The sequence below is a fragment of the Alicyclobacillus acidiphilus NBRC 100859 genome, assembly GCF_001544355.1.
In the GTDB taxonomy this organism is placed as follows: domain Bacteria; phylum Bacillota; class Bacilli; order Alicyclobacillales; family Alicyclobacillaceae; genus Alicyclobacillus; species Alicyclobacillus acidiphilus.
The window spans coordinates 20,969-41,577 of sequence record NZ_BCQI01000014.1; the positions used below are offsets into that span (position 1 = coordinate 20,969).

Genomic DNA, 20,609 nt, shown 5'->3' on the forward strand with positions numbered 1-20,609 from the left:
ACTACGATGATTGGGTGTTTATCGCCTATTCAACGAATAAAAACCAGTGTTTATGGAAATAGGTGAATACTAGCCGATTGTAACATTCTGGGTTAGTTCGTCTGTTTGTGTGAACCGAGAGATTCCGAGGTGCTGTCTTGCGAAGACGAGAAGGGACCTCTTCGAGCGTCGTTTTCTGCGCCGACTCTGGGGGAACACGTTCTTCATGGGCATCTTGGCCTTCGTTCCAAGTTGGCTCGCCTCATCTTCATTTCTGACAACAGCCTCAGATTCAATTGCATCGTCCAACAAATCCGCTTGAGGGGTGACGGTTTTGCAGGGACATATGGTCAAGTACGGATGGGCAGAGCGTCGCAGCTATTCCCGGATCCGTGAAGTCCTCGATTTACCCAATCTGATTGAAATCCAACAGAAATCGTACGAGTGGTTTTTGCGTGAAGGCTTGCGCGAGATGTTCGCTGACATTTCGCCGATTCAAGACTTTACGGGAAATCTCGTCCTCGAGTTCATCGACTACAGCCTCGGGGAACCCAAGTACGATGTCGAAGAGTCGAAAGAGCGTGATGTGACATACGCTGCGCCTCTTCGGGTGAAAGTTCGTCTGTTGAATAAGGAGACAGGCGAGGTCAAGGAGCAGGAAGTTTTCCTTGGAGACTTTCCGCTCATGACCGACACTGGCACCTTTATCATCAACGGAGCAGAGCGAGTCATCGTCAGTCAGTTGGTCCGTTCACCTAGTGTTTATTATAGCAGCAAAATCGACAAGAATGGCAAACGTACGTTCGCTGCGACGGTGATTCCGAATCGCGGGGCGTGGTTGGAGTTTGAAACCGACGCGAAGGACGTGGTGTACGTCCGGATCGACCGTACGCGCAAGCTTCCGATTACCGTTTTGTTGCGGGCGTTAGGATTGTCGTCCGACGCTGAGATTATTCAATTGCTCGGCGAAGACGAATACCTGCAGAATACGCTTGATAAGGACACAACCGATTCGACGGAGCGCGCCTTGGTTGAAATTTATGAACGTCTGCGTCCGGGTGAACCGCCGACGGTCGAAAATGCTCGCGCTTTGTTGGCGTCGCGTTTCTTTGATCCGAAGCGGTACGATCTCGCGAACGTGGGTCGTTACAAGATCAATAAGAAGCTTCATCTGAAAAACCGCCTTCTCAACCTTCGGTTGGCTGAGACGCTCGTCGACGCCGATACGGGCGAGATTGTGGCGGAGGCTGGAACGGTCATCGACCGCCGCGTTCTGGATCGGTTGATTCCGCTTCTGAACGGCAACGTAGGTCGCTTCACCGTGCGGGCTACGCGCGACTTGCTTGAGGATGAAGTGGTGCCGTTGCAAATGGTGAAGGTGTTCAGTCCGTCCGAGGACGGTCGGATCCTCCACATCATCAGCAACGGTGAAATTTCGACCGATGTGAAGTACATTACACCGTCGGACATTCTCGGAGCGGTTTCGTACTTCTTCAACCTCCTGCGTGGCGTGGGCACGACGGACGATATCGATCACTTGGGCAACCGCCGTCTGCGTTCTGTGGGCGAGCTGCTGCAGAACCAGTTCCGCATTGGGCTTTCTCGCATGGAGCGCGTGGTTCGCGAGCGGATGTCGATTCAGGACGCGAGCGCCATCACGCCGCAGGCCTTGATCAACATTCGCCCGGTGATTGCGGCTATCAAAGAATTCTTTGGGTCCAGTCAGTTGTCCCAGTTCATGGACCAGACGAATCCGCTCGCCGAACTGACACACAAGCGGCGCCTGTCGGCGTTGGGTCCTGGCGGTTTGACGCGTGAACGGGCTGGATTTGAGGTCCGCGACGTGCACTATTCTCACTACGGGCGCATGTGTCCGATTGAGACGCCGGAAGGTCCGAACATCGGTTTGATCAACTCGCTGTCGACCTATGCGCGGATCAACGAGTATGGCTTCATCGAGACGCCGTACCGCCGGGTCGATCCGGAGACGGGTGTCGTCACCGACAAGATTGATTATCTGACCGCGGACGAGGAAGAGAATTACGTGATTGCGCAGGCGAACGAGCCTCTCACCGAAGATGGTCGTCTCGCTTCGGAAGAGATTACAGTTCGTTCCCGGGAAGACGTCATCAAGGTCTCCCGAGATCGGATCGACTACATGGACGTTTCGCCGAAGCAGGTTGTATCGGTCGCGACCGCGCTCATTCCGTTCCTGGAGAACGACGATGCCAACCGCGCGTTGATGGGATCGAACATGCAGCGGCAAGCGGTTCCGCTGTTGGTCACCGATTCGCCTTACGTGGGCACGGGCATGGAACATCAGGCGGCGAAGGATTCTGGTGTGTGCGTCGTTTCCCGGCACAACGGTATCGTGGAACGTGTGACGGCCCGGGAAGTTTGGATTCGTCAAGAGGCGGAAGTCGATGGGCAGACCATTCGCGGCGATTTGGCCAAGTACAAATTGATCAAGTTCGCTCGTTCCAACCAAAACACCTGTGTCAACCAGCGTCCGATTGTTCGTGAAGGCCAGCGGGTGCGCGTCGGCGATATCCTCGCTGACGGGCCGGCGACGCAGAACGGCGAGCTGGCGTTGGGACGCAATGTGCTGGTCGCGTTCATGACCTGGGAAGGTTACAACTACGAAGACGCCATTCTCCTGTCGGAGAAGATGGTGAAAGAAGACGTCTATACGTCGATTCATATCGAAGAGTACGAGTTGGAAGCGCGCGACACGAAACTGGGTCCGGAAGAAATTACCCGCGATATTCCAAACGTCGGCGAGGATGCGTTGAAGAACCTCGATGAGCGGGGCATCATTCGCATCGGTGCGGAAATTCGCACGGGTGACATCTTGGTCGGCAAGGTAACGCCGAAGGGCGTAACCGAATTGACCGCTGAAGAGCGGCTGCTCCACGCGATTTTCGGCGAGAAGGCTCGCGAAGTTCGCGACACGTCACTGAGAGTTCCGCACGGCGGCGCGGGGATCGTCGTCGATGTGAAAGTGTTTATGCGGGAGAATGGCGACGAACTCCCGGCTGGCGTCAACCAATTGGTGCGTGTGTACATCGCTCAGAAACGAAAGATTTCTGAAGGCGATAAGATGGCTGGACGCCACGGAAACAAGGGTGTCGTGGCGCGGATCCTGCCGGAAGAAGACATGCCGTTCCTCGAAGACGGAACGCCGGTTGAAATTGTGTTGAATCCACTTGGCGTCCCGTCCCGTATGAACATCGGGCAGGTGCTTGAGACGCACCTTGGCATGGCGGCGAAAGTGCTTGGGCTGAAAATGGCTACGCCGGTCTTCGACGGTGCCCGCTCAGAGGACGTCTTCGAGACGCTCAAAGAAGCGAACCTGCCGGAAGACGGCAAGCAGATTCTCTTCGATGGACGCAGCGGCGAACCGTTTGAGAACCGCGTGACAGTTGGTTACGTCTACATGCTGAAGCTGCACCACTTGGTCGACGACAAGATCCATGCGCGATCCACAGGGCCGTACTCGTTGGTCACGCAGCAACCGCTTGGCGGTAAGGCTCAATTCGGCGGGCAGCGCTTCGGCGAGATGGAAGTGTGGGCCTTGGAGGCGTACGGTGCCGCTTATACGCTGCAGGAAATTCTCACGGTCAAGTCGGACGACGTCGTTGGACGCGTGAAAACCTACGAGGCGATTGTCAAGGGCGAGAATGTGCCGGAACCGGGTGTTCCAGAGTCGTTTAAAGTCCTCATCAAAGAACTTCAGAGTCTCGGCATGGATGTGAAGATCCTGAGCGGTGACGAGCGCGAGATCGAAATGAAGGAAATCGACGAGGAAGACGACGGATCGGAGAAGCTCAACCTGAACCTCGAGTACAACGAAGTCGGAGAATAACGCCGTCTCATCCCGCGCTACGATTGGAGGGTGCACGATTTGCTAGATGTGAACAACTTTGAGTTCATGAAAATCGGGCTCGCGTCACCGGAGAAGATTCGGTCTTGGTCGCACGGTGAGGTCAAGAAGCCCGAGACCATCAACTATCGCACGCTTCGTCCGGAAAAAGAAGGCCTGTTCTGTGAAAAGATCTTTGGGCCGACGCGAGATTGGGAATGTCACTGCGGGAAGTACAAGCGAATCCGCTACAAAGGTGTCGTGTGTGATCGGTGCGGCGTCGAGGTCACGCGGGCGAAGGTTCGCCGCGAACGGATGGGGCACATCGAGCTTGCTGCCCCGGTTTCGCACATTTGGTACTTCAAGGGTATCCCGAGCCGCATGGGACTTGTCCTGGACATGTCGCCGAGGGCGTTGGAGGAAGTCATTTACTTCGCGTCGTACGTCGTGACCGATCCTGGGGATACGCCGCTTGAGAAGAAGCAGCTCCTTTCGGAGAAGGAGTATCGCTCCTATCGGGAAAAATACGGTTACGCATTCCAGGCGGGCATGGGGGCGGAGGCGATCCGTTCGCTGTTGCAGGAGATCGATCTCGATCGCGAGGTCGAAATCCTCCGCGAGGAACTGCGTTCCGCCCAAGGTCAACGCCGTAACCGCGCCATCAAACGGCTGGAAGTCGTCGAGGCGTTCCGCTTGTCCGGAAATCGTCCGAGTTGGATGATTCTCGAAGCGTTGCCGGTCATTCCGCCGGATCTCCGGCCGATGGTCCAACTCGATGGCGGTCGCTTTGCGACGTCGGATCTGAACGACCTCTATCGCCGCGTGATCAACCGCAACAACCGCTTGAAGCGGCTCTTGGATCTCGGTGCGCCGGACATCATCGTGCAAAACGAGAAGCGGATGCTGCAGGAAGCGGTGGACGCGCTGATCGACAACGGCCGTCGCGGACGCCCTGTCACGGGACCTGGCAATCGTCCGTTGAAGAGCCTGTCGCACATGCTGAAAGGCAAGCAGGGGCGTTTCCGCCAGAACCTGCTGGGTAAGCGCGTGGACTACTCGGGTCGTTCCGTGATCGTCGTCGGTCCGGAGCTCCGCATGTACCAATGCGGTCTGCCAAAGGAAATGGCGCTTGAGCTGTTCAAGCCGTTCGTCATGAAGGAACTCGTGGCCCGCGGACTCGCACACAACATCAAGAGCGCGAAACGCAAGGTGGAACGCGTGTCTGACGAAGTGTGGGATGTTGTCGAGGACGTGATCAAGCAGCACCCGGTCCTCTTGAACCGTGCGCCAACATTGCACCGGTTGGGCATTCAGGCGTTTGAGCCGACCCTCGTCGAGGGCCGCGCCATCAAGCTGCACCCGCTGGTCTGTACAGCGTACAACGCCGACTTTGACGGCGACCAGATGGCCGTTCACGTGCCGCTGTCCGCGGAAGCGCAAGCCGAGGCCCGTTTGCTGATGCTTGCGGCGCACAACATCCTCAATCCGAAGGATGGCAAGCCTGTCGTCACGCCGACGCAGGACATGGTGCTCGGTCCGTACTACCTGACCATCGAACGGGAAGGCGCGCCTGGTGAAGGCAATGTCTACTCGTCCATGTCGGAAGTAGAGTATGCGCGACATCAAGGCTTGATTACGCTGCAATCGCGCATTGTCGTTCCGGCGAGCATATTGAACAAGACCAACTTGACCGAGCGGCAACAGCGGGCGCTGCTCATCACGACGCCTGGCAAGTTGATCTTCAACAGCATTTTCCCGGAGGATTTCCCGTATCTGCATTCGCCTTCGAAGTCGAATCTGTTGGAAGGTCCGCCGGATGAGACGTTCATCTTTGAAAAGGGAACGGATCCGAAGGAAGCGATCGCCAAGCGGAAAATACCGAAGGCGGTTATCAAAAAGGATCTCGGCAACATCCTTGGTGAATGTTTCCGCCGCTATGGCACGACGATGACCGCGGAGATTCTCGATCGCGTCAAGCGTCTCGGGTTCAACTACTCGACGCGCGCGGGTATCACCATCGCAGTGAGCGACATTATCGTTCCTGAAGAAAAGCATCGCGTCGTCGAAGAAGCAGAAGCGAAGGAGCACAAGCTGCAGCAACAGTACCGTCGCGGTTTGATCACCGAGGAAGAGCAGTACATCACGTTCAGTCAGATCTGGTCCGAAGCGAAGGAAAAGATTTCGACGACGTTGATGGACAGCATGGATCAGTTCAACCCGATTTACATGATGGCCACGTCGGGAGCTCGAGGCAGCAACTCGCAGATCACTCAGTTGGCTGGTATGCGCGGTTTGATGGCGAATCCGTCCGGCGAAATCATTCAGTTGGCCATTAAGTCGAACTTCCGTGAAGGCCTGTCCGTGTTGGAGTACTTCATCTCCACGCACGGTGCGCGGAAGGGCTTGGCCGATACAGCCTTGCGTACGGCGGACTCAGGATACCTGACACGCCGATTGGTCGACGTCGCGCAGGACACGATTGTGCGCGAGTTTGACTGCGGTACCGACAAGGGCTTGCGCGTCGCCGAAATCCGCGACGGCCGCGAAGTCATCGAGGATCTGAGCGATCGCCTCGAAGGGCGAATCGCCTTCCAGGATGTGTTCCATCCGGAGACGGGTGAAAAAATCGTCGGCAAGAACGAACTCATCGACGCGGAAGCCGCTGACAAGATCGTGGAAGCCGGCATCAAGGAAGTCTATATCCGTTCCGTGCTTACATGCCGCACGCGTCATGGCGTCTGCATCCAGTGCTACGGGCGAAACCTCGCGACTGGCAAGATGGTCGAGATCGGCGAGGCGGTTGGCATCATCGCGGCTCAGTCCATCGGTGAGCCTGGTACGCAGTTGACGATGCGCACCTTCCACACGGGCGGCGTCGCGGGTGACGACATCACGCAAGGTCTGCCGCGCGTTCAGGAGCTCTTCGAGGCGCGCAATCCGAAGGGCCAAGCGGTGATTGCCGAATTTGACGGCACCATCACGGATATCCGCGAAGGCAAGGATAAGCGCGAGATCGAACTGACTGGCGAGAGCGAGACGAAGACGTATCAGATTCCGTACGGTTCGCGTATCCGTGTCTCCATTGGCCAAGTGCTGGAAGCTGGCGAAGAGCTCACGGATGGCTCGGTCGATCCGAAGGAAATGCTGCGCGTCAAGGGCCTCCAAGGCGTCCAGAACTACCTCCTGCGGGAAGTGCAGAGGGTTTACCGACTGCAGGGTGTGGATATCAACGACAAGCACATCGAGGTCATGGTTCGGCAAATGTTGCGCAAAGTTCGGATTCTCGACGCAGGGGACACCGAATTGCTGCCAGGCACGTATGTCGACCTGTTCGACTACGAAGCGGCCAACAAGGAAGCCTTGCTTTCCGGTAAAGAACCCGCTGTCGCTCGCCCGGCTCTGCTCGGTATTACGAAAGCGTCGCTCGAAACGGATTCGTTCTTGTCTGCCGCGTCGTTCCAGGAGACGACTCGCGTGCTGACCGAGGCCGCCATCAAAGGCAAGGTGGATCGACTTCTCGGCTTGAAGGAGAACGTCATCATCGGTAAACTGATTCCGGCGGGGACGGGCATGGCCCGCTACCGTCAGGTGTCGTTGGCGACTGACGAAAACGCACCAGATGTCGATACAACCGGCGCGGAATCGGCAGAGTCAACCGAGTTCGATCGCGAACCGGTTCAGACCGTCGAATAAAATCTGAGTGAGATTTGGGCTGTCAGCATCGATTCGGTTGACAGCCCAGAAACCTCGGTGATAGAATTCCGTAGTGTGCGTCGGCACGATGTTTTCCATCGAGGGAGGATCGTGCGGTGTCCATTGACGACATACGCCAAGCGAAAAAGAAGACCATAGGCACGAACCAAACGCTCAAAGTTCTGAAGCAATCCGGTGAGCGGGTTCTTTGTGTGTACATCGCTCGGGATGCCGAATCACGAGTCACTGACCCTGTTATCCACCTTGCCTCGAGACAAGGTATCGAGATTGAATGGGTAGACACGATGAAGCAACTTGGGAAGGCTTGTGGCATAGAGGTTGGGGCAGCCACTGCGAGTATTGTGGCGGATTAGGGCTGTTTCGGTTTGGTGTGGCGTCTTTGGCTTTTTGTTTGCGAATCGATGAACCACCAGGCTCTGTGGGCTTGAAAAAATCAGCATCCGTAAACAAAATAGTCACTATTTGAGAGGAGGTGCAGTCATGCCGACAATTAATCAGCTCGTACGCAAGGGTCGCAAGGAAGTGCTGAAGAAATCGACAGCACCGGCGCTGCAGAAGGGGTACAACAGCCAACAGAAGGCGTTGACCGACCTGCCGTCGCCGCAAAAACGCGGTGTATGCACTCGTGTGGGGACAATGACCCCGAAAAAGCCGAACTCCGCATTGCGTAAATACGCTCGTGTGCGTTTGACCAACACCATCGAGGTTACCGCGTACATTCCGGGGATTGGTCACAACCTGCAAGAACACTCCGTCGTATTGGTTCGCGGCGGTCGTGTAAAGGACTTGCCGGGTGTGCGCTACCACATCGTTCGCGGTGCGTTGGATACAGCGGGCGTCAAGGATCGCATGCAAGGACGTTCGAAGTACGGTGCAAAACGTCCGAAGGCGAAATCCTAATTTGAATCGTTGTCACACCGTGAGTGTGTCGAAAGCAGAAGGGAGGGTGTTCCGTGCCACGTAAAGGACCGGTTCCAAAGCGCGACGTGCTTCCAGATCCGATTTACGGAAACAAACTGGTTACGCGCTTGATCAATAAAGTGATGCTCGACGGTAAGAAAGGTGTTTCGCAACGTATTGTCTACGGTGCGTTTGACATCATTCGGGAACGTTCTGGCAAGGACCCGATGGAAGTGTTTGAAACCGCGATGCGCAACATCATGCCGGTGTTGGAAGTGAAGGCTCGCCGTGTCGGCGGATCGAACTACCAAGTTCCGGTTGAGGTTCGCAATGATCGCCGCGTTACGCTGGGTCTGCGTTGGTTGGTCAACTATGCTCGCCTTCGCGGTGAAAAAACGATGGAAGAGAAATTGGCCAACGAATTGCTGGATGCGGCAAACAACACCGGCGGCGCAGTTCGCAAACGCGAAGACACGCACCGGATGGCTGAAGCCAACAAAGCATTCGCGCACTACCGCTGGTAGAATCTACTTCGTGTATGGAAGGGGGCGGCAAAATGGCACGCGAATTTCCGCTCGCTCAGACGAGAAACATCGGTATCATCGCGCATATCGATGCGGGTAAAACCACGACGACCGAACGCATTCTGTTTTACACCGGCCGTGTTCACAAGATCGGTGAAGTCCACGACGGCGCAGCCACCATGGACTGGATGGTTCAGGAGCAAGAACGTGGTATCACCATCACGTCTGCAGCGACGACTGCCCAGTGGAAAGGACACCGCATCAACATCATCGACACGCCGGGGCACGTCGACTTTACGGTTGAAGTCGAACGTTCGCTTCGCGTACTCGATGGTGCGTGCGCTGTCTTTGATGCCAAGGGTGGCGTAGAACCGCAGTCAGAAACGGTGTGGCGGCAAGCCGACAAGTACCATGTACCGCGTATTGCCTATGTCAACAAGATGGACATCATTGGTGCCGACTTCCTCGGCTGCGTGGAACAAATGAGGGATCGCCTCGGTGCCAAGGCTGTGCCGATCCAGTTGCCGATCGGTGCGGAGGACGACTTCCGCGGGATCATCGATCTCGTCGAAATGAAGGCAATCATCTATACGGATGACCTTGGCACCCGTTCGGAGGACGCAGAAATTCCTGCAGAGCTGAGGGAACTGGCTGAGCAGAAGCGCGCCGAGTTGATTGAGGCGGTCGCCGAGATCGACGAAGATTTGATGATGAAGTACCTCGAGGGTGAGGAGTTCACCATTGAGGAAATCAAAGCGGCGTTGCGCCATGGCACATGTACGGTTCAATTGTTCCCAGTCTTGTGCGGATCGTCGTACCGCAACAAGGGCGTTCAGTTGATGTTGGACGCGGTTGTGGATTATTTGCCGGCGCCGACCGACGTGCCTGCCATCAAGGGTGTCACGCCGGACGGTCAGGAAATTGAACGACATTCGTCCGACGAAGAACCGTTCGCGGCGCTTGCGTTCAAGATCATGACGGATCCGTTCGTCGGTAAGCTTGCTTTCTTCCGCGTGTATTCCGGTGTGTTGGAGAGCGGTTCGTACGTTCTCAACTCCACCAAAGGAAAGCGCGAGCGCATCGGACGTATTCTCCAGATGCACGCGAATCACCGGGAAGAAATTTCGCAAGTGTACGCGGGTGATATCGCTGCCGCTGTCGGTCTGAAAGACACGACAACTGGCGATACGCTGTGCGACGACAAAAACGTGGTCCTCCTCGAGTCGATGGAGTTTCCGGAACCGGTTATCTCGGTTTCGATTGAGCCAAAGACAAAAGCCGACCAGGACAAGATGGGTATCGCCTTGTCGAAGTTGGCCGAAGAGGATCCGACGTTCAAGACGTACACAGACCCAGAAACTGGCCAGACCATCATTCAGGGTATGGGCGAGTTGCACTTGGAAGTCATTGTCGACCGCATGCAACGCGAATTCAAGGTAGAATGCAACGTGGGTATGCCTCAGGTTGCTTACCGCGAAACCATCACGAAGCGGGTCGATCAAGAAGGCAAGTTCGTACGTCAGTCTGGCGGACGCGGTCAGTATGGTCACGTCAAAGTGATCTTCGAACCGTTGGAACGCGGACAAGGTTTTGTGTTCGAGAACAAGATCGTCGGCGGTGTGATTCCGAAGGAATATATCCCTGCTGTCGAAGAAGGCATTCAGGAAGCGATGCGCAATGGCGTGTTGGCGGGCTATCCGCTCGTGGACGTGAAGGCCAGCCTGTACGACGGTTCGTACCACGATGTCGACTCGTCGGAAATGGCGTTCAAAATCGCTGGATCGATGGCGCTCAAAGCGGGTGCTGAAAAAGCTGGTCCAGTCTTGCTTGAGCCGGTCATGCGTGTCGAAGTCACGGTGCCGGAAGAGTACATGGGAGACATCCTCGGCGATATCAACTCCCGCCGTGGACGTGTCGAAGGTATGGACACGCGTAATAACGCAAGCATCGTGCGCGGATATGTTCCGCTGTCAGAGATGTTTGGTTATTCTACTTCGCTTCGATCTCGCACCCAGGGCCGCGGGACCTACTCAATGGAACTCGCAGCTTATGAGGAAGTGCCGAAGAACGTTGCTGAAGGAATCATTAAGAAGAGCAAAGGCGAATAAGGAGTGATTTCTCGTGGCAAAGGCAAAATTTGATCGCAGCAAACCACACGTGAATATCGGTACCATCGGCCACGTCGACCATGGTAAAACGACATTGACCGCTGCAATTACGACGGTATTGGCTGCAAAGGGCTTCGCTGACGCCCAAAAGTACGATGATATCGACAAGGCTCCAGAAGAACGTGAACGCGGTATTACCATCAACACGGCACACGTTGAGTATCAGACGGAGAAGCGTCACTATGCTCACGTTGACTGCCCGGGTCACGCCGACTACGTGAAGAACATGATCACCGGTGCTGCGCAGATGGACGGCGGTATCCTCGTCGTATCCGCTGCAGACGGCCCGATGCCGCAAACCCGCGAGCACATTCTGTTGTCTCGTCAGGTCGGCGTTCCGTACTTGGTCGTTTTCTTGAACAAGTGCGACATGGTTGACGATGAGGAACTGTTGGAACTGGTCGAGATGGAAGTTCGCGAACTCCTCAGCGAGTACGACTTCCCTGGCGACGATATCCCGGTTATCCGCGGATCCGCTTTGCGGGCACTCGAAGGCGATCCGGCGTATGTGGCGAAGATCGAAGAGTTGATGAATGCGATTGACGAATACATCCCGACTCCGGAACGCGATACCACGAAGCCTTTCTTGATGCCGGTCGAGGACGTGTTCACCATCACTGGTCGTGGTACGGTTGCTACCGGTCGTGTGGAACGCGGAACCTTGAAGGTTGGCGACGAAGTCGAGATCGTTGGTCTCCACGAAGAACGCCGCAAGACGGTTGCAACAGGTATCGAGATGTTCCGCAAGCTGCTTGACTCCGCTGAAGCTGGCGACAACATCGGCGCGTTGCTCCGTGGCGTTGAGCGCAAGGACATCGAGCGCGGCCAAGTTGTGTGCAAACCGGGCAGCATCAACCCGCACACGCAGTTCACCGCTGAGGTGTACGTGTTGACGAAGGAAGAAGGCGGCCGTCATACTCCGTTCTTTAACGGTTATCGTCCGCAGTTCTACTTCCGTACCACGGATGTCACGGGTGTAGTTACCCTTCCGGAAGGTACAGAAATGGTTATGCCTGGCGACAACGTCGCGATGACGGTTGAACTGATCGCGCCAATCGCCGTTGAAGAAGGCACCCGTTTCTCGATTCGTGAAGGCGGCCGCACGGTCGGCGCTGGCGTTGTTTCCTCCATCTTGAAGTAAGAGAGAGTGAACAGCGTTTTAATTGAAGATATAGGGGGCGACTTGGTCGCCCCCTTTCGTTTTAACGGCGGGTCGGAGAAGTTTAAGCGTGATCGGCCAAATCAGGCACTTGCTATCGGGTGGAACGTCTAGTATAATATCGAACGTTGGTCTCTGACTGCTATGAAGCGGAAGGTTGCCTATGTGTCCATAAAGCCATATGGGATACCGATGGGGGAATTTCCGTGGAGTATGTCCACTCAATTGGGCGAAAAGGAGGGAAAACATATGGCGAAGCAAAAAATTCGAATTCGATTAAAGGCGTATGATCATCAGATTTTGGATCAATCCGCTGAGCGGATTGTTGATACGGCGAAGCGTTCTGGCGCGAAAGTGGCAGGACCCATCCCGTTGCCGACTGATCGGGAAGTGTACACGATCCTTCGTGCTCCACACAAATACAAGGATTCTCGTGAGCAATTCGAGATGCGTACGCATAAGCGGTTGATCGATATTCACAATCCAACGCCGCAGACGGTGGATTCTTTGATGCGTCTTGATTTGCCGTCGGGTGTCGACATTGAGATTAAGCTGTAAAGAATGAATACGGTACACCAGGTGCCGTTGTGTTGAATGCGTTCGAGGAGGTGCACATCTTGAAGGGGATTCTAGGTCGCAAACTGGGTATGACCCAGGTCTTTACCGAAGACGGCGTAGTTGTGCCGGTTACGGTAATCGAAGCTGGTCCGTGCGTTGTTCTTCAGAAGCGGGAACAAGCTGTGGATGGCTATGAAGCGATTCAAGTTGGTTTTGCGGATCAGAAGCCGAACCGCGCGACCAAGGCGGAAGTTGGCCATGCGCAGAAAGCTGGCACGGCGCCGAAGCGGTTTGTTCGTGAATTCCGCGGTGTCAACCTTGCTGAGTACGAGGTTGGCCAACAACTGAAAGCTGATGTGTTTTCGGTTGGTGAAGTCGTTGACGTGATTGGTGTTTCCAAAGGTAAGGGTTACGCTGGTCCGATTAAACGCCACAATCAACATCGCGGGCCGATGGGCCACGGCTCGAAGTACCACCGCGGCGTGGGTTCGTTGGGATCAATCGCCGCGAACCGCACATTCAAGGGCCAAACGATGGCGGGCCGCATGGGTGGCGAACGGGTAACCGTGCAAAACCTTGAGGTTGTTCGTGTGGATGTCGAAAAGAACATCCTTTTGATCAAAGGATCCGTTCCTGGGCCGAAGAACTCGTATGTCACAGTTCGTTCTGCCGTGAAGGTTCACCAATAACAGGTCGTATCGAAAGGAGGCAGACGTATGCCGACGGTAGCAGTCTATAACACAGCGGGCGAGCAGGTCTCTGAACTGCAATTGAACGACAAAGTTTTCGGAGCTGCAATTCGTCCTGATTTGATGCATCAAGTTGTCTTGCAGTACTTGGCGAATCGACGCGCTGGTACGCACAAGGTCAAGAATCGGTCGGAAGTTGCTGGTGGCGGGCGTAAACCATGGCGTCAGAAGGGTACGGGCCGTGCACGTCAGGGCAGCACGCGTTCGCCGCAGTGGAAAGGCGGCGGTGTGGTCTTTGGTCCGACGCCGCGTTCACACGCGATCTCTGTGCCGAAGAAGGTTCGTCGACTGGCGCTCTACAGCGCTTTGTCGTCCAAGGTCGCAGAAGGCAAGCTGCTTGTGCTTGACCAGTTGGAAATCCCTGCGCCGAAGACGAAGGAAATGGCTTCCGTGTTGAAGACGTTGAATTTGTCCAAAGCATTGATTGTGGACAGTGAGAAGAAACAGCCTGTGTATTTGTCTGCTCGCAATATTGAGGGTGTCAAGTACATGGAAGCGAACGGCATCAATGTGTACGAATTGCTTCGGCACGACCATCTCGTTCTTACGAAGGATGCAGTGGCGAAGGTAGAGGAGGTGTTCGCCTGATGGATCCGCGGGACCTCATTAAGCGCCCTATCATCACTGAACGTTCCAGTGAATTGATGGAAGAGAACAAGTACGTCTTCGAAGTGGATCGCCGCGCGAATAAAGTTGAGATTCGCAAGGCGATTGAGAAGCTGTTTGACGTGAAGGTCGAGCAGGTCAATACGCTGAACCAAACCGGCAAGCTGAAGCGCGTGGGCAAGCACGTTGGCCGTACACAGGATCGCAAGAAGGCGATTGTGAAGCTTGCAGCCGATTCGAACCCAATCAACTTCTTCGGGGAAGCGTGATTGTTCCGAGTTCATGAAATTTGACAAAGGAGGTCGTCAGAGTGGCGATTAAAAAATATCGTCCTACTTCTCCTGGACGCCGTTTCATGTCTGTGTCGGCGTTCGATGAGATTACGACGGACACCCCTGAGAAGTCGCTGTTGGCGCCGTTGAAAAACCGCGCTGGCCGCAACCATCAGGGTAAAATTACTGTGCGCCATCAGGGCGGCGGTCACAAGCGCCGTTATCGCCTGATTGATTTCAAGCGCGACAAGGATGGAGTGCCGGCTAAGGTCGCGACCATCGAGTATGATCCGAACCGCTCCGCGCGTATTGCGCTGTTGCACTATTTGGATGGGGAAAAGCGTTACATCATTGCGCCGCATGGACTGAAGGTCGGCGATGTGATTCACAATGGCGTTGGATCGGATATTCGTGTCGGTAATGCGATGCCGCTGTCCGCGATTCCTGTTGGTACTGTGATTCACAACATCGAACTGAAGCCTGGCAAGGGCGGACAGCTCGCTCGAGCGGCTGGCGCGTCTGCGCAGCTGATGGCGAAGGAAGGCGACTACGCGCAGGTTCGTCTGGCATCGGGCGAAGTTCGTCGCGTTCGCGTGGAATGCCGTGCTACGGTTGGTCAAGTTGGCAATCTCGATCACGAGAACATCAACATTGGCAAGGCTGGTCGCAGCCGTTGGTTGAACAGGCGTCCGACCGTTCGTGGTTCTGTTATGAACCCGGTGGATCACCCGCATGGTGGTGGTGAAGGCCGCGCTCCGATTGGCCGCAAATCGCCGATGTCCCCGTGGGGCAAACCGACGCTTGGCAAGAAGACTCGGAAGAAGAATCACCGTACGGACAAGTACATCGTGCGCCGCCGCACCAAGTAATTGGCTTATCCGTCGTATCATGCTAGCTGTGTGAAGGGAGGAACACGACGTTGGGTCGTTCACTCAAGAAGGGGCCGTTCTGCGACGATCACCTCATGAAGAAGGTCGAGCAACAGAATGCGAACGGCGAAAAGAAAGTCATTAAGACTTGGTCTCGCCGCTCCACGATCTTCCCGCAATTTATTGGTCACACCTTTGCCGTTCACGACGGCCGGAAGCACGTTCCTGTGTACGTGACCGAGGACATGGTCGGACACAAACTGGGCGAATTCGTCCCCACGAGAACCTTTAAGGGACACGCAGGCGACGAAAAATCATCGAGATCGCGGTAACAGATTTGATGTGTGACGTCGGCCGGATGATGAGGGCCGCGTCCGCATGTTGAGGGAGGTTAGAGCATGGAGTCCACGCAAACGCGTGCTGTAGCGAAGTATATTCGCATAGCACCTCGGAAAATGCGCCTGGTTGTCGATTTGATTCGTGGCAAGAGCGTAGAAGAGGCGTTGGCGATCCTGAAGTTCACCCCGCGTGCTGGGTCGCCTGTCGTCGAAAAAGTGCTGAAATCGGCTGTGGCGAATGCCGAAAACAATCACAATATGGACGTTGATCGCCTGTTTGTGAAGGAAATCTATGTGGATGAAGGTCCGACGCTGAAGCGGTTCCACCCGCGCGCGCAAGGTCGTGCGTTCAGCATCTTCAAACGTACCAGCCACGTGACCGTCGTCGTCGCGGAAAAGTAAAGGAGGGATTTGCTGCATGGGTCAAAAGGTTAACCCAGTTGGTCTTCGAATCGGGATCATCCGCGATTGGGAGGCGAAGTGGTTTGCGAACAAGAAGGACTATCAGGACCTGCTCCACGAGGACCTGAAAATTCGCAACTACGTTTCTCGTCGCTTGAAGGACGCAGGGCTTGCATCGATCGATATTGAACGGGCGGCAAACCGAATCAACGTCACCGTCCATACCGCAAAGCCGGGTATGGTGATTGGCAAGGGTGGATCGGAAGTCGACGCGTTGAGAAACAACTTGAATGCTTTGACCGGGAAACGCGTTCACATCTCCATTTCCGAGATTAAGACGCCGGACTTGTCGGCGAAGTTGGTTGCGGAGAGTATCGCGCAGCAACTCGAGCGCCGTGTCTCCTTCCGGAGAGCGATGAAGCAGGCCATTCAACGTTCGATGCGCAGTGGCGCGAAGGGCGTTCGCGTGCAAGTGTCAGGCCGTCTCGGCGGCGCTGAAATCGCGCGTACCGAGGGCTATTCGGAAGGCACCGTGCCATTGCACACGCTCCGCGCAGACATTGACTACGCCTTGGCGGAAGCGCACACCACCTACGGACGGATCGGTGTGAAGGTTTGGATTTATCGTGGAGAGGTGCTGCCACAGCGGAATCGTCCCTCTGCTGAAGCGGCTCAAGAAGCTGTCGAAGGAGGTCAGTAAGCCATGTTGATGCCGAAACGGGTTAAGCATAGAAAAGAGTTTCGCGGCCGTATGAAGGGTCATTCCAAAGGCGGCAACGAGGTGACGTTCGGCCAGTACGGTCTCGTCGCGCTCGAACCGGCATGGATCACCAACAGGCAAATCGAAGCTGCCCGTATTGCGATGACGCGTTATATGCGTCGTGGCGGTAAGGTTTGGATCAAGATCTTCCCGAGCAAGCCGGTCACGCAAAAACCGGCGGAAACACGCATGGGTAGTGGTAAAGGTTCACCGGAGAAGTGGGTTGCTGTCGTGAAACCGGGACGCGTGATGTTCGAGATCGCTGGCGTCAGCGAAGAAATTGCGCGCGAAGCGATGCGTCTCGCAGCGATGAAGCTTCCCATCAAATCGAAGTTCGTGATTCGCGAAGAAGTGGGTGGTGACGCAAATGAAGGCAACTGAGTTGCGCGGGCTGAGCAGTGAAGAGCTCGAAACCCGCATTGAAGGGTTGAAGGATGAGTTGTTCAACCTCCGCTTCCAACTCGCGACGGGTCAATTGGAAAATCCAATGCGCATTCGCCAGGTCCGCAAGGACATTGCACGTGCCAAGACGATTTTGCGTCAGCGGGAGCTAGGCATTAGCTAATTTGGAGGGAGGTAACTGAATGGAGCGCAATGAACGCAAAGAGCGGATTGGCAAGGTAGTTAGCGACAAGATGGATAAAACGATCGTGGTCGCTGTCGAAGAGAATATCAAGCATCCTCTGTATGCGAAAACTGTCCGTCGGACGAAGAAGTTCAAGGCTCACGACGAGGCGAACGAGGCGAAGATCGGCGATACCGTTCGCATCATGGAGACTCGTCCGCTCAGCAAGGATAAGCGGTGGCGTTTGGTCGAGATCGTGGAAAAGGCGATTATTATCTAAGTTGCGCTAAGAGGAAGGAGGAATCGACGTGATTCAGCCACAAACACGATTGACGGTTGCGGACAACTCTGGTGCGAAGGAAATCATGTGTTTCCGAGTTCTTGGTGGATCCAACCGCAAGACTGCGAATATCGGCGATATCATTATCGCGTCTGTTAAAAGTGCAACACCCGGGGGCGTTGTCAAGAAGGGCGACGTCGTAAAGGCGGTTGTCGTTCGAAGCAAGCGCGGATTTCGTCGCAATGACGGGTCGCATATTCGGTTTGACGAAAATGCGGCGGTCATCATCCGCGAAGACAAGAGCCCGCGTGGAACGCGTATCTTTGGACCTGTCGCTCGCGAATTGCGCGAACGCGACTTTATGAAAATCATTTCCTTGGCACCAGAGGTGCTCTGAGGTTGACGATCGTTTCAAGCGGGAGGTGTCAATGTGAGCAAGATTCGTGTGAAAACCGGCGATAACGTCGTTGTCATCGCAGGCAAAGACAAGTCGAAGAAGGGGCGCATTTTGAAAGTGCTGCCGAGCGAGGGCCGCGTGGTGGTGGAGGGTGTCAACATCGTGAAGCGCCACTCCAAGCCAAGCATGGCGCATCCTGATGGCGGTATCATCGAGAAGGAAGCTCCGATTCACATTTCGAACGTCGCGATCGCGGACCCGAAAACAGGGGAACCGACGCGCATCGGATACAAGTTTACCGAAGACGGGAAGAAAGTACGTTACTCGAAAAAGTCTGGCGAAGTATTGGACTGAAGTAGCCAGGTGAAAGGAGGTCGTTGGTGTGACTCGTTTGGAAGAAATGTACCGTTCACAAGTGGTACCGGCGCTCATGAAGGAGTTTAACTACACGAACGCGATGCAAGCTCCCCGCGTGGAGAAGGTCGTGATCAACATGGGATTGGGCGAAGCTACGCAGAATTCCAAGGTCATCGATTCCGCGGTGGAGGACTTGGTTGCGATTGCTGGTCAAAAGCCTGTGGTTACGCGCGCAAAGAAGTCGATTGCAGGCTTCCGCCTCCGTCAGGGGATGCCTATCGGCGTCAAGGTGACACTTCGCGGTGAGCGGATGTACCACTTTCTCGATAAGCTGATGAACGTCGCTTTGCCGCGCGTCCGCGACTTTCGCGGTGTTTCGCCGAAGGCGTTCGACGGCCGCGGCAACTATACGCTGGGTCTTCGGGAACAATTGATCTTCCCGGAAATCGAGTACGACAAGATCGACAAGGTTCGGGGCATGGAAGTCGTCGTCGTGACGACGGCCAAAACGGACGAAGAGGCGCGCGCCCTGCTCACCGAACTCGGCATGCCTTTCCGCAAGTAATCAGTCTTTGACGAGGAGGTCGAGATCGTGGCCAAAAAATCGATGATCATTAAGGCACAACGGAAACCGAAGTTCAGCACGCGCGCATATACGCGGTGCCGTGTCTGCGGACGTCCGCATTCGGTTTTGCGGAAGTTCGGCATCTGTCGTATCTGCTTCCGTGAGTTGGCATACAAGGGGCAACTGCCCGGTATTAAGAAGGCTAGTTGGTAATCCGCAGGTGGAAGGAGGTTTGCACAAATGATTACATCCGATCCGATTTCGGATATGTTGACCCGTATTCGTAACGCGAACCAGGTTCGTCACGAAAAGGTGGAAATTCCGGCATCCAACATCAAGCGTTCGATCGCCGAAATTTTGAAGAACGAAGGCTACGTTCGCGATGCAGAATTCGTGCAGGATGGGCCGCAGGGCATCATTCGCCTGTTCTTGAAGTACGGCAAAGGACAAGAGCGCGTGATCACCGGTCTGAAGCGCATCAGCAAGCCTGGTCTGCGCGTGTATGTAAGCCATGAGAATATTCCGCGCGTGCTCGGCGGTCTCGGCGTTGCCATCATCTCGACGTCGAAGGGCGTCATGACGGATCGAGAAGCTCGCCAACAAGGTATCGGCGGCGAAGTACTTTGCTACATTTGGTAATTTTGATTTGATTGGAGGTGTAACGTATGTCACGTACTGGACGTAAACCGATTCCTGTGCCCAGTGGTGTGGAAGTCAATTTGACGGGGAATCACCTTCTCGTAAAGGGACCCAAGGGACAATTGGAGCGCCAACTCCATCCGGATATGAAGCTTGTCATCAACGATGGCGTGATACTCGTGGAGCGGCCATCGGACGAGAAGAAGCATAAGGCCTTGCACGGTACGACTCGCAGCGTCGTTGCGAACATGGTCGAAGGCGTCACGAACGGCTTTACCAAGAGTCTCGATCTCGTCGGCGTCGGTTACCGCGCCAACAAGGCTGGTAACAAGGTCACGCTGTCACTCGGTTTTTCGCACCCGGTAGAATTGCCGGAAGTGGCCGGCATCGAAGTCGAAGTCCCGGCGCAAACGAAGTTGGTTGTTCGCGGTATCGACAAGGAACTCGTCGGTTCGTACGCAGCGAAAGTGCGCGAACTGCGTCCGCCCGAACCGTATAAAGGCAAGGGTATTCGCTACGAGGGCGAAAATGTCCGTCGGAAAGTCGGTAAGACTGGTAAGAAATAAGATTAGAGGAGTGAGTGCGGTTGATCACGAAAGTGAATCGCAACGAAGCGCGTAAACGTCGGCATGTGCGTGTTCGCGCACGCGTATCCGGCACGTCTGAGCGCCCGCGCTTGAATGTGTTTCGTTCCAACAAGCACATCTACGCCCAATTGATCGATGACGCTTCCGGCCGGACATTGGCGAGCGCATCGACGAAGGAACCTGGGTACGAGGGCAATGGCGGCAATGTCGAGGCGGCAAAGAAGATCGGCGCTTTGATTGCAGAGCGCGCGATTCAAAAGGGATACAAGTCGGTCGTGTTCGATCGCGGCGGCTACCTGTACCATGGACGCATTCAGGCTTTGGCGGATGCGGCCCGTGAAGCGGGACTCGAATTCTAA

General features: G+C 55.3%; 25 protein-coding genes. All 25 read left to right on the forward strand.

Annotated features, from left to right (window positions below; translation table 11 throughout):
- Positions 1 to 325: 325 nt before the first annotated feature.
- The 25 genes from rpoB (at position 326) to rplR (ending at position 20,609) form a co-directional block, all read left to right on the forward strand.
- Complete coding sequence (gene rpoB, locus AAC01S_RS07505) at positions 326 to 3,844, forward strand: DNA-directed RNA polymerase subunit beta (RefSeq protein WP_370670818.1); 3,519 nt, start codon at positions 326 to 328, stop codon at positions 3,842 to 3,844.
- 39 nt (positions 3,845 to 3,883) lie between these two features.
- Positions 3,884 to 7,534, forward strand: a complete 3,651-nt coding sequence (gene rpoC / locus AAC01S_RS07510) for a DNA-directed RNA polymerase subunit beta' (protein ID WP_067621076.1) — start codon at positions 3,884 to 3,886, stop codon at positions 7,532 to 7,534.
- A 116-nt stretch (positions 7,535 to 7,650) separates the two neighbouring features.
- A complete protein-coding gene (locus tag AAC01S_RS07515) occupies positions 7,651 to 7,908 on the forward strand; it encodes a ribosomal L7Ae/L30e/S12e/Gadd45 family protein (protein WP_067621077.1) in 258 nt (85 codons plus the stop codon).
- 127 nt (positions 7,909 to 8,035) lie between these two features.
- A complete protein-coding gene (gene rpsL / locus AAC01S_RS07520; protein WP_067621078.1) occupies positions 8,036 to 8,455 on the forward strand; it encodes a 30S ribosomal protein S12 in 420 nt (139 codons plus the stop codon).
- Between the two features lie 53 nt (positions 8,456 to 8,508).
- Positions 8,509 to 8,979 carry a 30S ribosomal protein S7 gene (rpsG, locus tag AAC01S_RS07525; RefSeq protein ID WP_067621079.1) on the forward strand — a complete coding sequence of 157 codons (471 nt, stop codon included), beginning with the start codon at positions 8,509 to 8,511 and terminating at the stop codon, positions 8,977 to 8,979.
- A 32-nt stretch (positions 8,980 to 9,011) separates the two neighbouring features.
- The gene (gene fusA, locus AAC01S_RS07530) at positions 9,012 to 11,087 is read left to right on the forward strand and encodes an elongation factor G (protein WP_067621080.1); all 2,076 of its coding nucleotides are present in this window, start codon (positions 9,012 to 9,014) and stop codon (positions 11,085 to 11,087) included.
- A 13-nt stretch (positions 11,088 to 11,100) separates the two neighbouring features.
- On the forward strand, positions 11,101 to 12,288 hold the full coding sequence (tuf, locus tag AAC01S_RS07535) for an elongation factor Tu (RefSeq protein WP_067621081.1): 1,188 nt from the start codon (positions 11,101 to 11,103) through the stop codon (positions 12,286 to 12,288).
- Positions 12,289 to 12,555: 267 nt separating this feature from the next.
- Positions 12,556 to 12,864 (forward strand): 30S ribosomal protein S10, encoded by a 309-nt coding sequence (gene rpsJ, locus AAC01S_RS07540; RefSeq protein ID WP_067621082.1) that lies wholly within the window; start codon positions 12,556 to 12,558, stop codon positions 12,862 to 12,864.
- Between the two features lie 59 nt (positions 12,865 to 12,923).
- Positions 12,924 to 13,553 carry a 50S ribosomal protein L3 gene (rplC, locus tag AAC01S_RS07545; RefSeq protein ID WP_083511610.1) on the forward strand — a complete coding sequence of 210 codons (630 nt, stop codon included), beginning with the start codon at positions 12,924 to 12,926 and terminating at the stop codon, positions 13,551 to 13,553.
- A 27-nt stretch (positions 13,554 to 13,580) separates the two neighbouring features.
- Positions 13,581 to 14,201, forward strand: coding sequence for a 50S ribosomal protein L4 (gene rplD / locus AAC01S_RS07550; protein ID WP_067621083.1), 621 nt, complete (start codon positions 13,581 to 13,583; stop codon positions 14,199 to 14,201).
- On the forward strand, positions 14,201 to 14,488 hold the full coding sequence (gene rplW, locus AAC01S_RS07555; RefSeq protein WP_067621084.1) for a 50S ribosomal protein L23: 288 nt from the start codon (positions 14,201 to 14,203) through the stop codon (positions 14,486 to 14,488). The genes rplD and rplW overlap by 1 nt, the downstream gene beginning before the upstream one ends.
- Before the next feature lie 41 nt (positions 14,489 to 14,529).
- The gene (gene rplB, locus AAC01S_RS07560; protein ID WP_067621085.1) at positions 14,530 to 15,360 is read left to right on the forward strand and encodes a 50S ribosomal protein L2; all 831 of its coding nucleotides are present in this window, start codon (positions 14,530 to 14,532) and stop codon (positions 15,358 to 15,360) included.
- Positions 15,361 to 15,410: 50 nt separating this feature from the next.
- Positions 15,411 to 15,692, forward strand: coding sequence for a 30S ribosomal protein S19 (gene rpsS, locus AAC01S_RS07565; protein ID WP_067621086.1), 282 nt, complete (start codon positions 15,411 to 15,413; stop codon positions 15,690 to 15,692).
- A 66-nt stretch (positions 15,693 to 15,758) separates the two neighbouring features.
- Positions 15,759 to 16,100, forward strand: a complete 342-nt coding sequence (gene rplV / locus AAC01S_RS07570; protein ID WP_067621087.1) for a 50S ribosomal protein L22 — start codon at positions 15,759 to 15,761, stop codon at positions 16,098 to 16,100.
- A 16-nt stretch (positions 16,101 to 16,116) separates the two neighbouring features.
- The gene (rpsC, locus tag AAC01S_RS07575) at positions 16,117 to 16,800 is read left to right on the forward strand and encodes a 30S ribosomal protein S3 (protein WP_067621088.1); all 684 of its coding nucleotides are present in this window, start codon (positions 16,117 to 16,119) and stop codon (positions 16,798 to 16,800) included.
- A 3-nt stretch (positions 16,801 to 16,803) separates the two neighbouring features.
- Positions 16,804 to 17,241, forward strand: a complete 438-nt coding sequence (gene rplP / locus AAC01S_RS07580; protein WP_067621089.1) for a 50S ribosomal protein L16 — start codon at positions 16,804 to 16,806, stop codon at positions 17,239 to 17,241.
- Positions 17,228 to 17,425, forward strand: coding sequence for a 50S ribosomal protein L29 (gene rpmC, locus AAC01S_RS07585; RefSeq protein ID WP_067621090.1), 198 nt, complete (start codon positions 17,228 to 17,230; stop codon positions 17,423 to 17,425). The genes rplP and rpmC overlap by 14 nt, the downstream gene beginning before the upstream one ends.
- Positions 17,426 to 17,444: 19 nt before the next feature.
- On the forward strand, positions 17,445 to 17,705 hold the full coding sequence (gene rpsQ, locus AAC01S_RS07590) for a 30S ribosomal protein S17 (protein WP_067621091.1): 261 nt from the start codon (positions 17,445 to 17,447) through the stop codon (positions 17,703 to 17,705).
- A gap of 28 nt (positions 17,706 to 17,733) precedes the next feature.
- Positions 17,734 to 18,102: a 50S ribosomal protein L14 gene (gene rplN, locus AAC01S_RS07595; RefSeq protein ID WP_067621092.1), complete on the forward strand. Its 369-nt coding sequence runs from the start codon at positions 17,734 to 17,736 to the stop codon at positions 18,100 to 18,102.
- Between the two features lie 42 nt (positions 18,103 to 18,144).
- Entirely contained in the window at positions 18,145 to 18,456 is a 312-nt protein-coding gene (gene rplX / locus AAC01S_RS07600; RefSeq protein ID WP_067621154.1) for a 50S ribosomal protein L24, read from the forward strand.
- A 28-nt stretch (positions 18,457 to 18,484) separates the two neighbouring features.
- On the forward strand, positions 18,485 to 19,024 hold the full coding sequence (gene rplE / locus AAC01S_RS07605) for a 50S ribosomal protein L5 (RefSeq protein WP_067621093.1): 540 nt from the start codon (positions 18,485 to 18,487) through the stop codon (positions 19,022 to 19,024).
- A 27-nt stretch (positions 19,025 to 19,051) separates the two neighbouring features.
- The gene (locus AAC01S_RS07610) at positions 19,052 to 19,237 is read left to right on the forward strand and encodes a type Z 30S ribosomal protein S14 (RefSeq protein WP_067621094.1); all 186 of its coding nucleotides are present in this window, start codon (positions 19,052 to 19,054) and stop codon (positions 19,235 to 19,237) included.
- A gap of 27 nt (positions 19,238 to 19,264) precedes the next feature.
- Positions 19,265 to 19,663, forward strand: coding sequence for a 30S ribosomal protein S8 (gene rpsH, locus AAC01S_RS07615; protein WP_067621095.1), 399 nt, complete (start codon positions 19,265 to 19,267; stop codon positions 19,661 to 19,663).
- A gap of 26 nt (positions 19,664 to 19,689) precedes the next feature.
- Positions 19,690 to 20,229, forward strand: a complete 540-nt coding sequence (gene rplF / locus AAC01S_RS07620; RefSeq protein ID WP_067621096.1) for a 50S ribosomal protein L6 — start codon at positions 19,690 to 19,692, stop codon at positions 20,227 to 20,229.
- A gap of 20 nt (positions 20,230 to 20,249) precedes the next feature.
- Complete coding sequence (gene rplR / locus AAC01S_RS07625; protein WP_067621097.1) at positions 20,250 to 20,609, forward strand: 50S ribosomal protein L18; 360 nt, start codon at positions 20,250 to 20,252, stop codon at positions 20,607 to 20,609.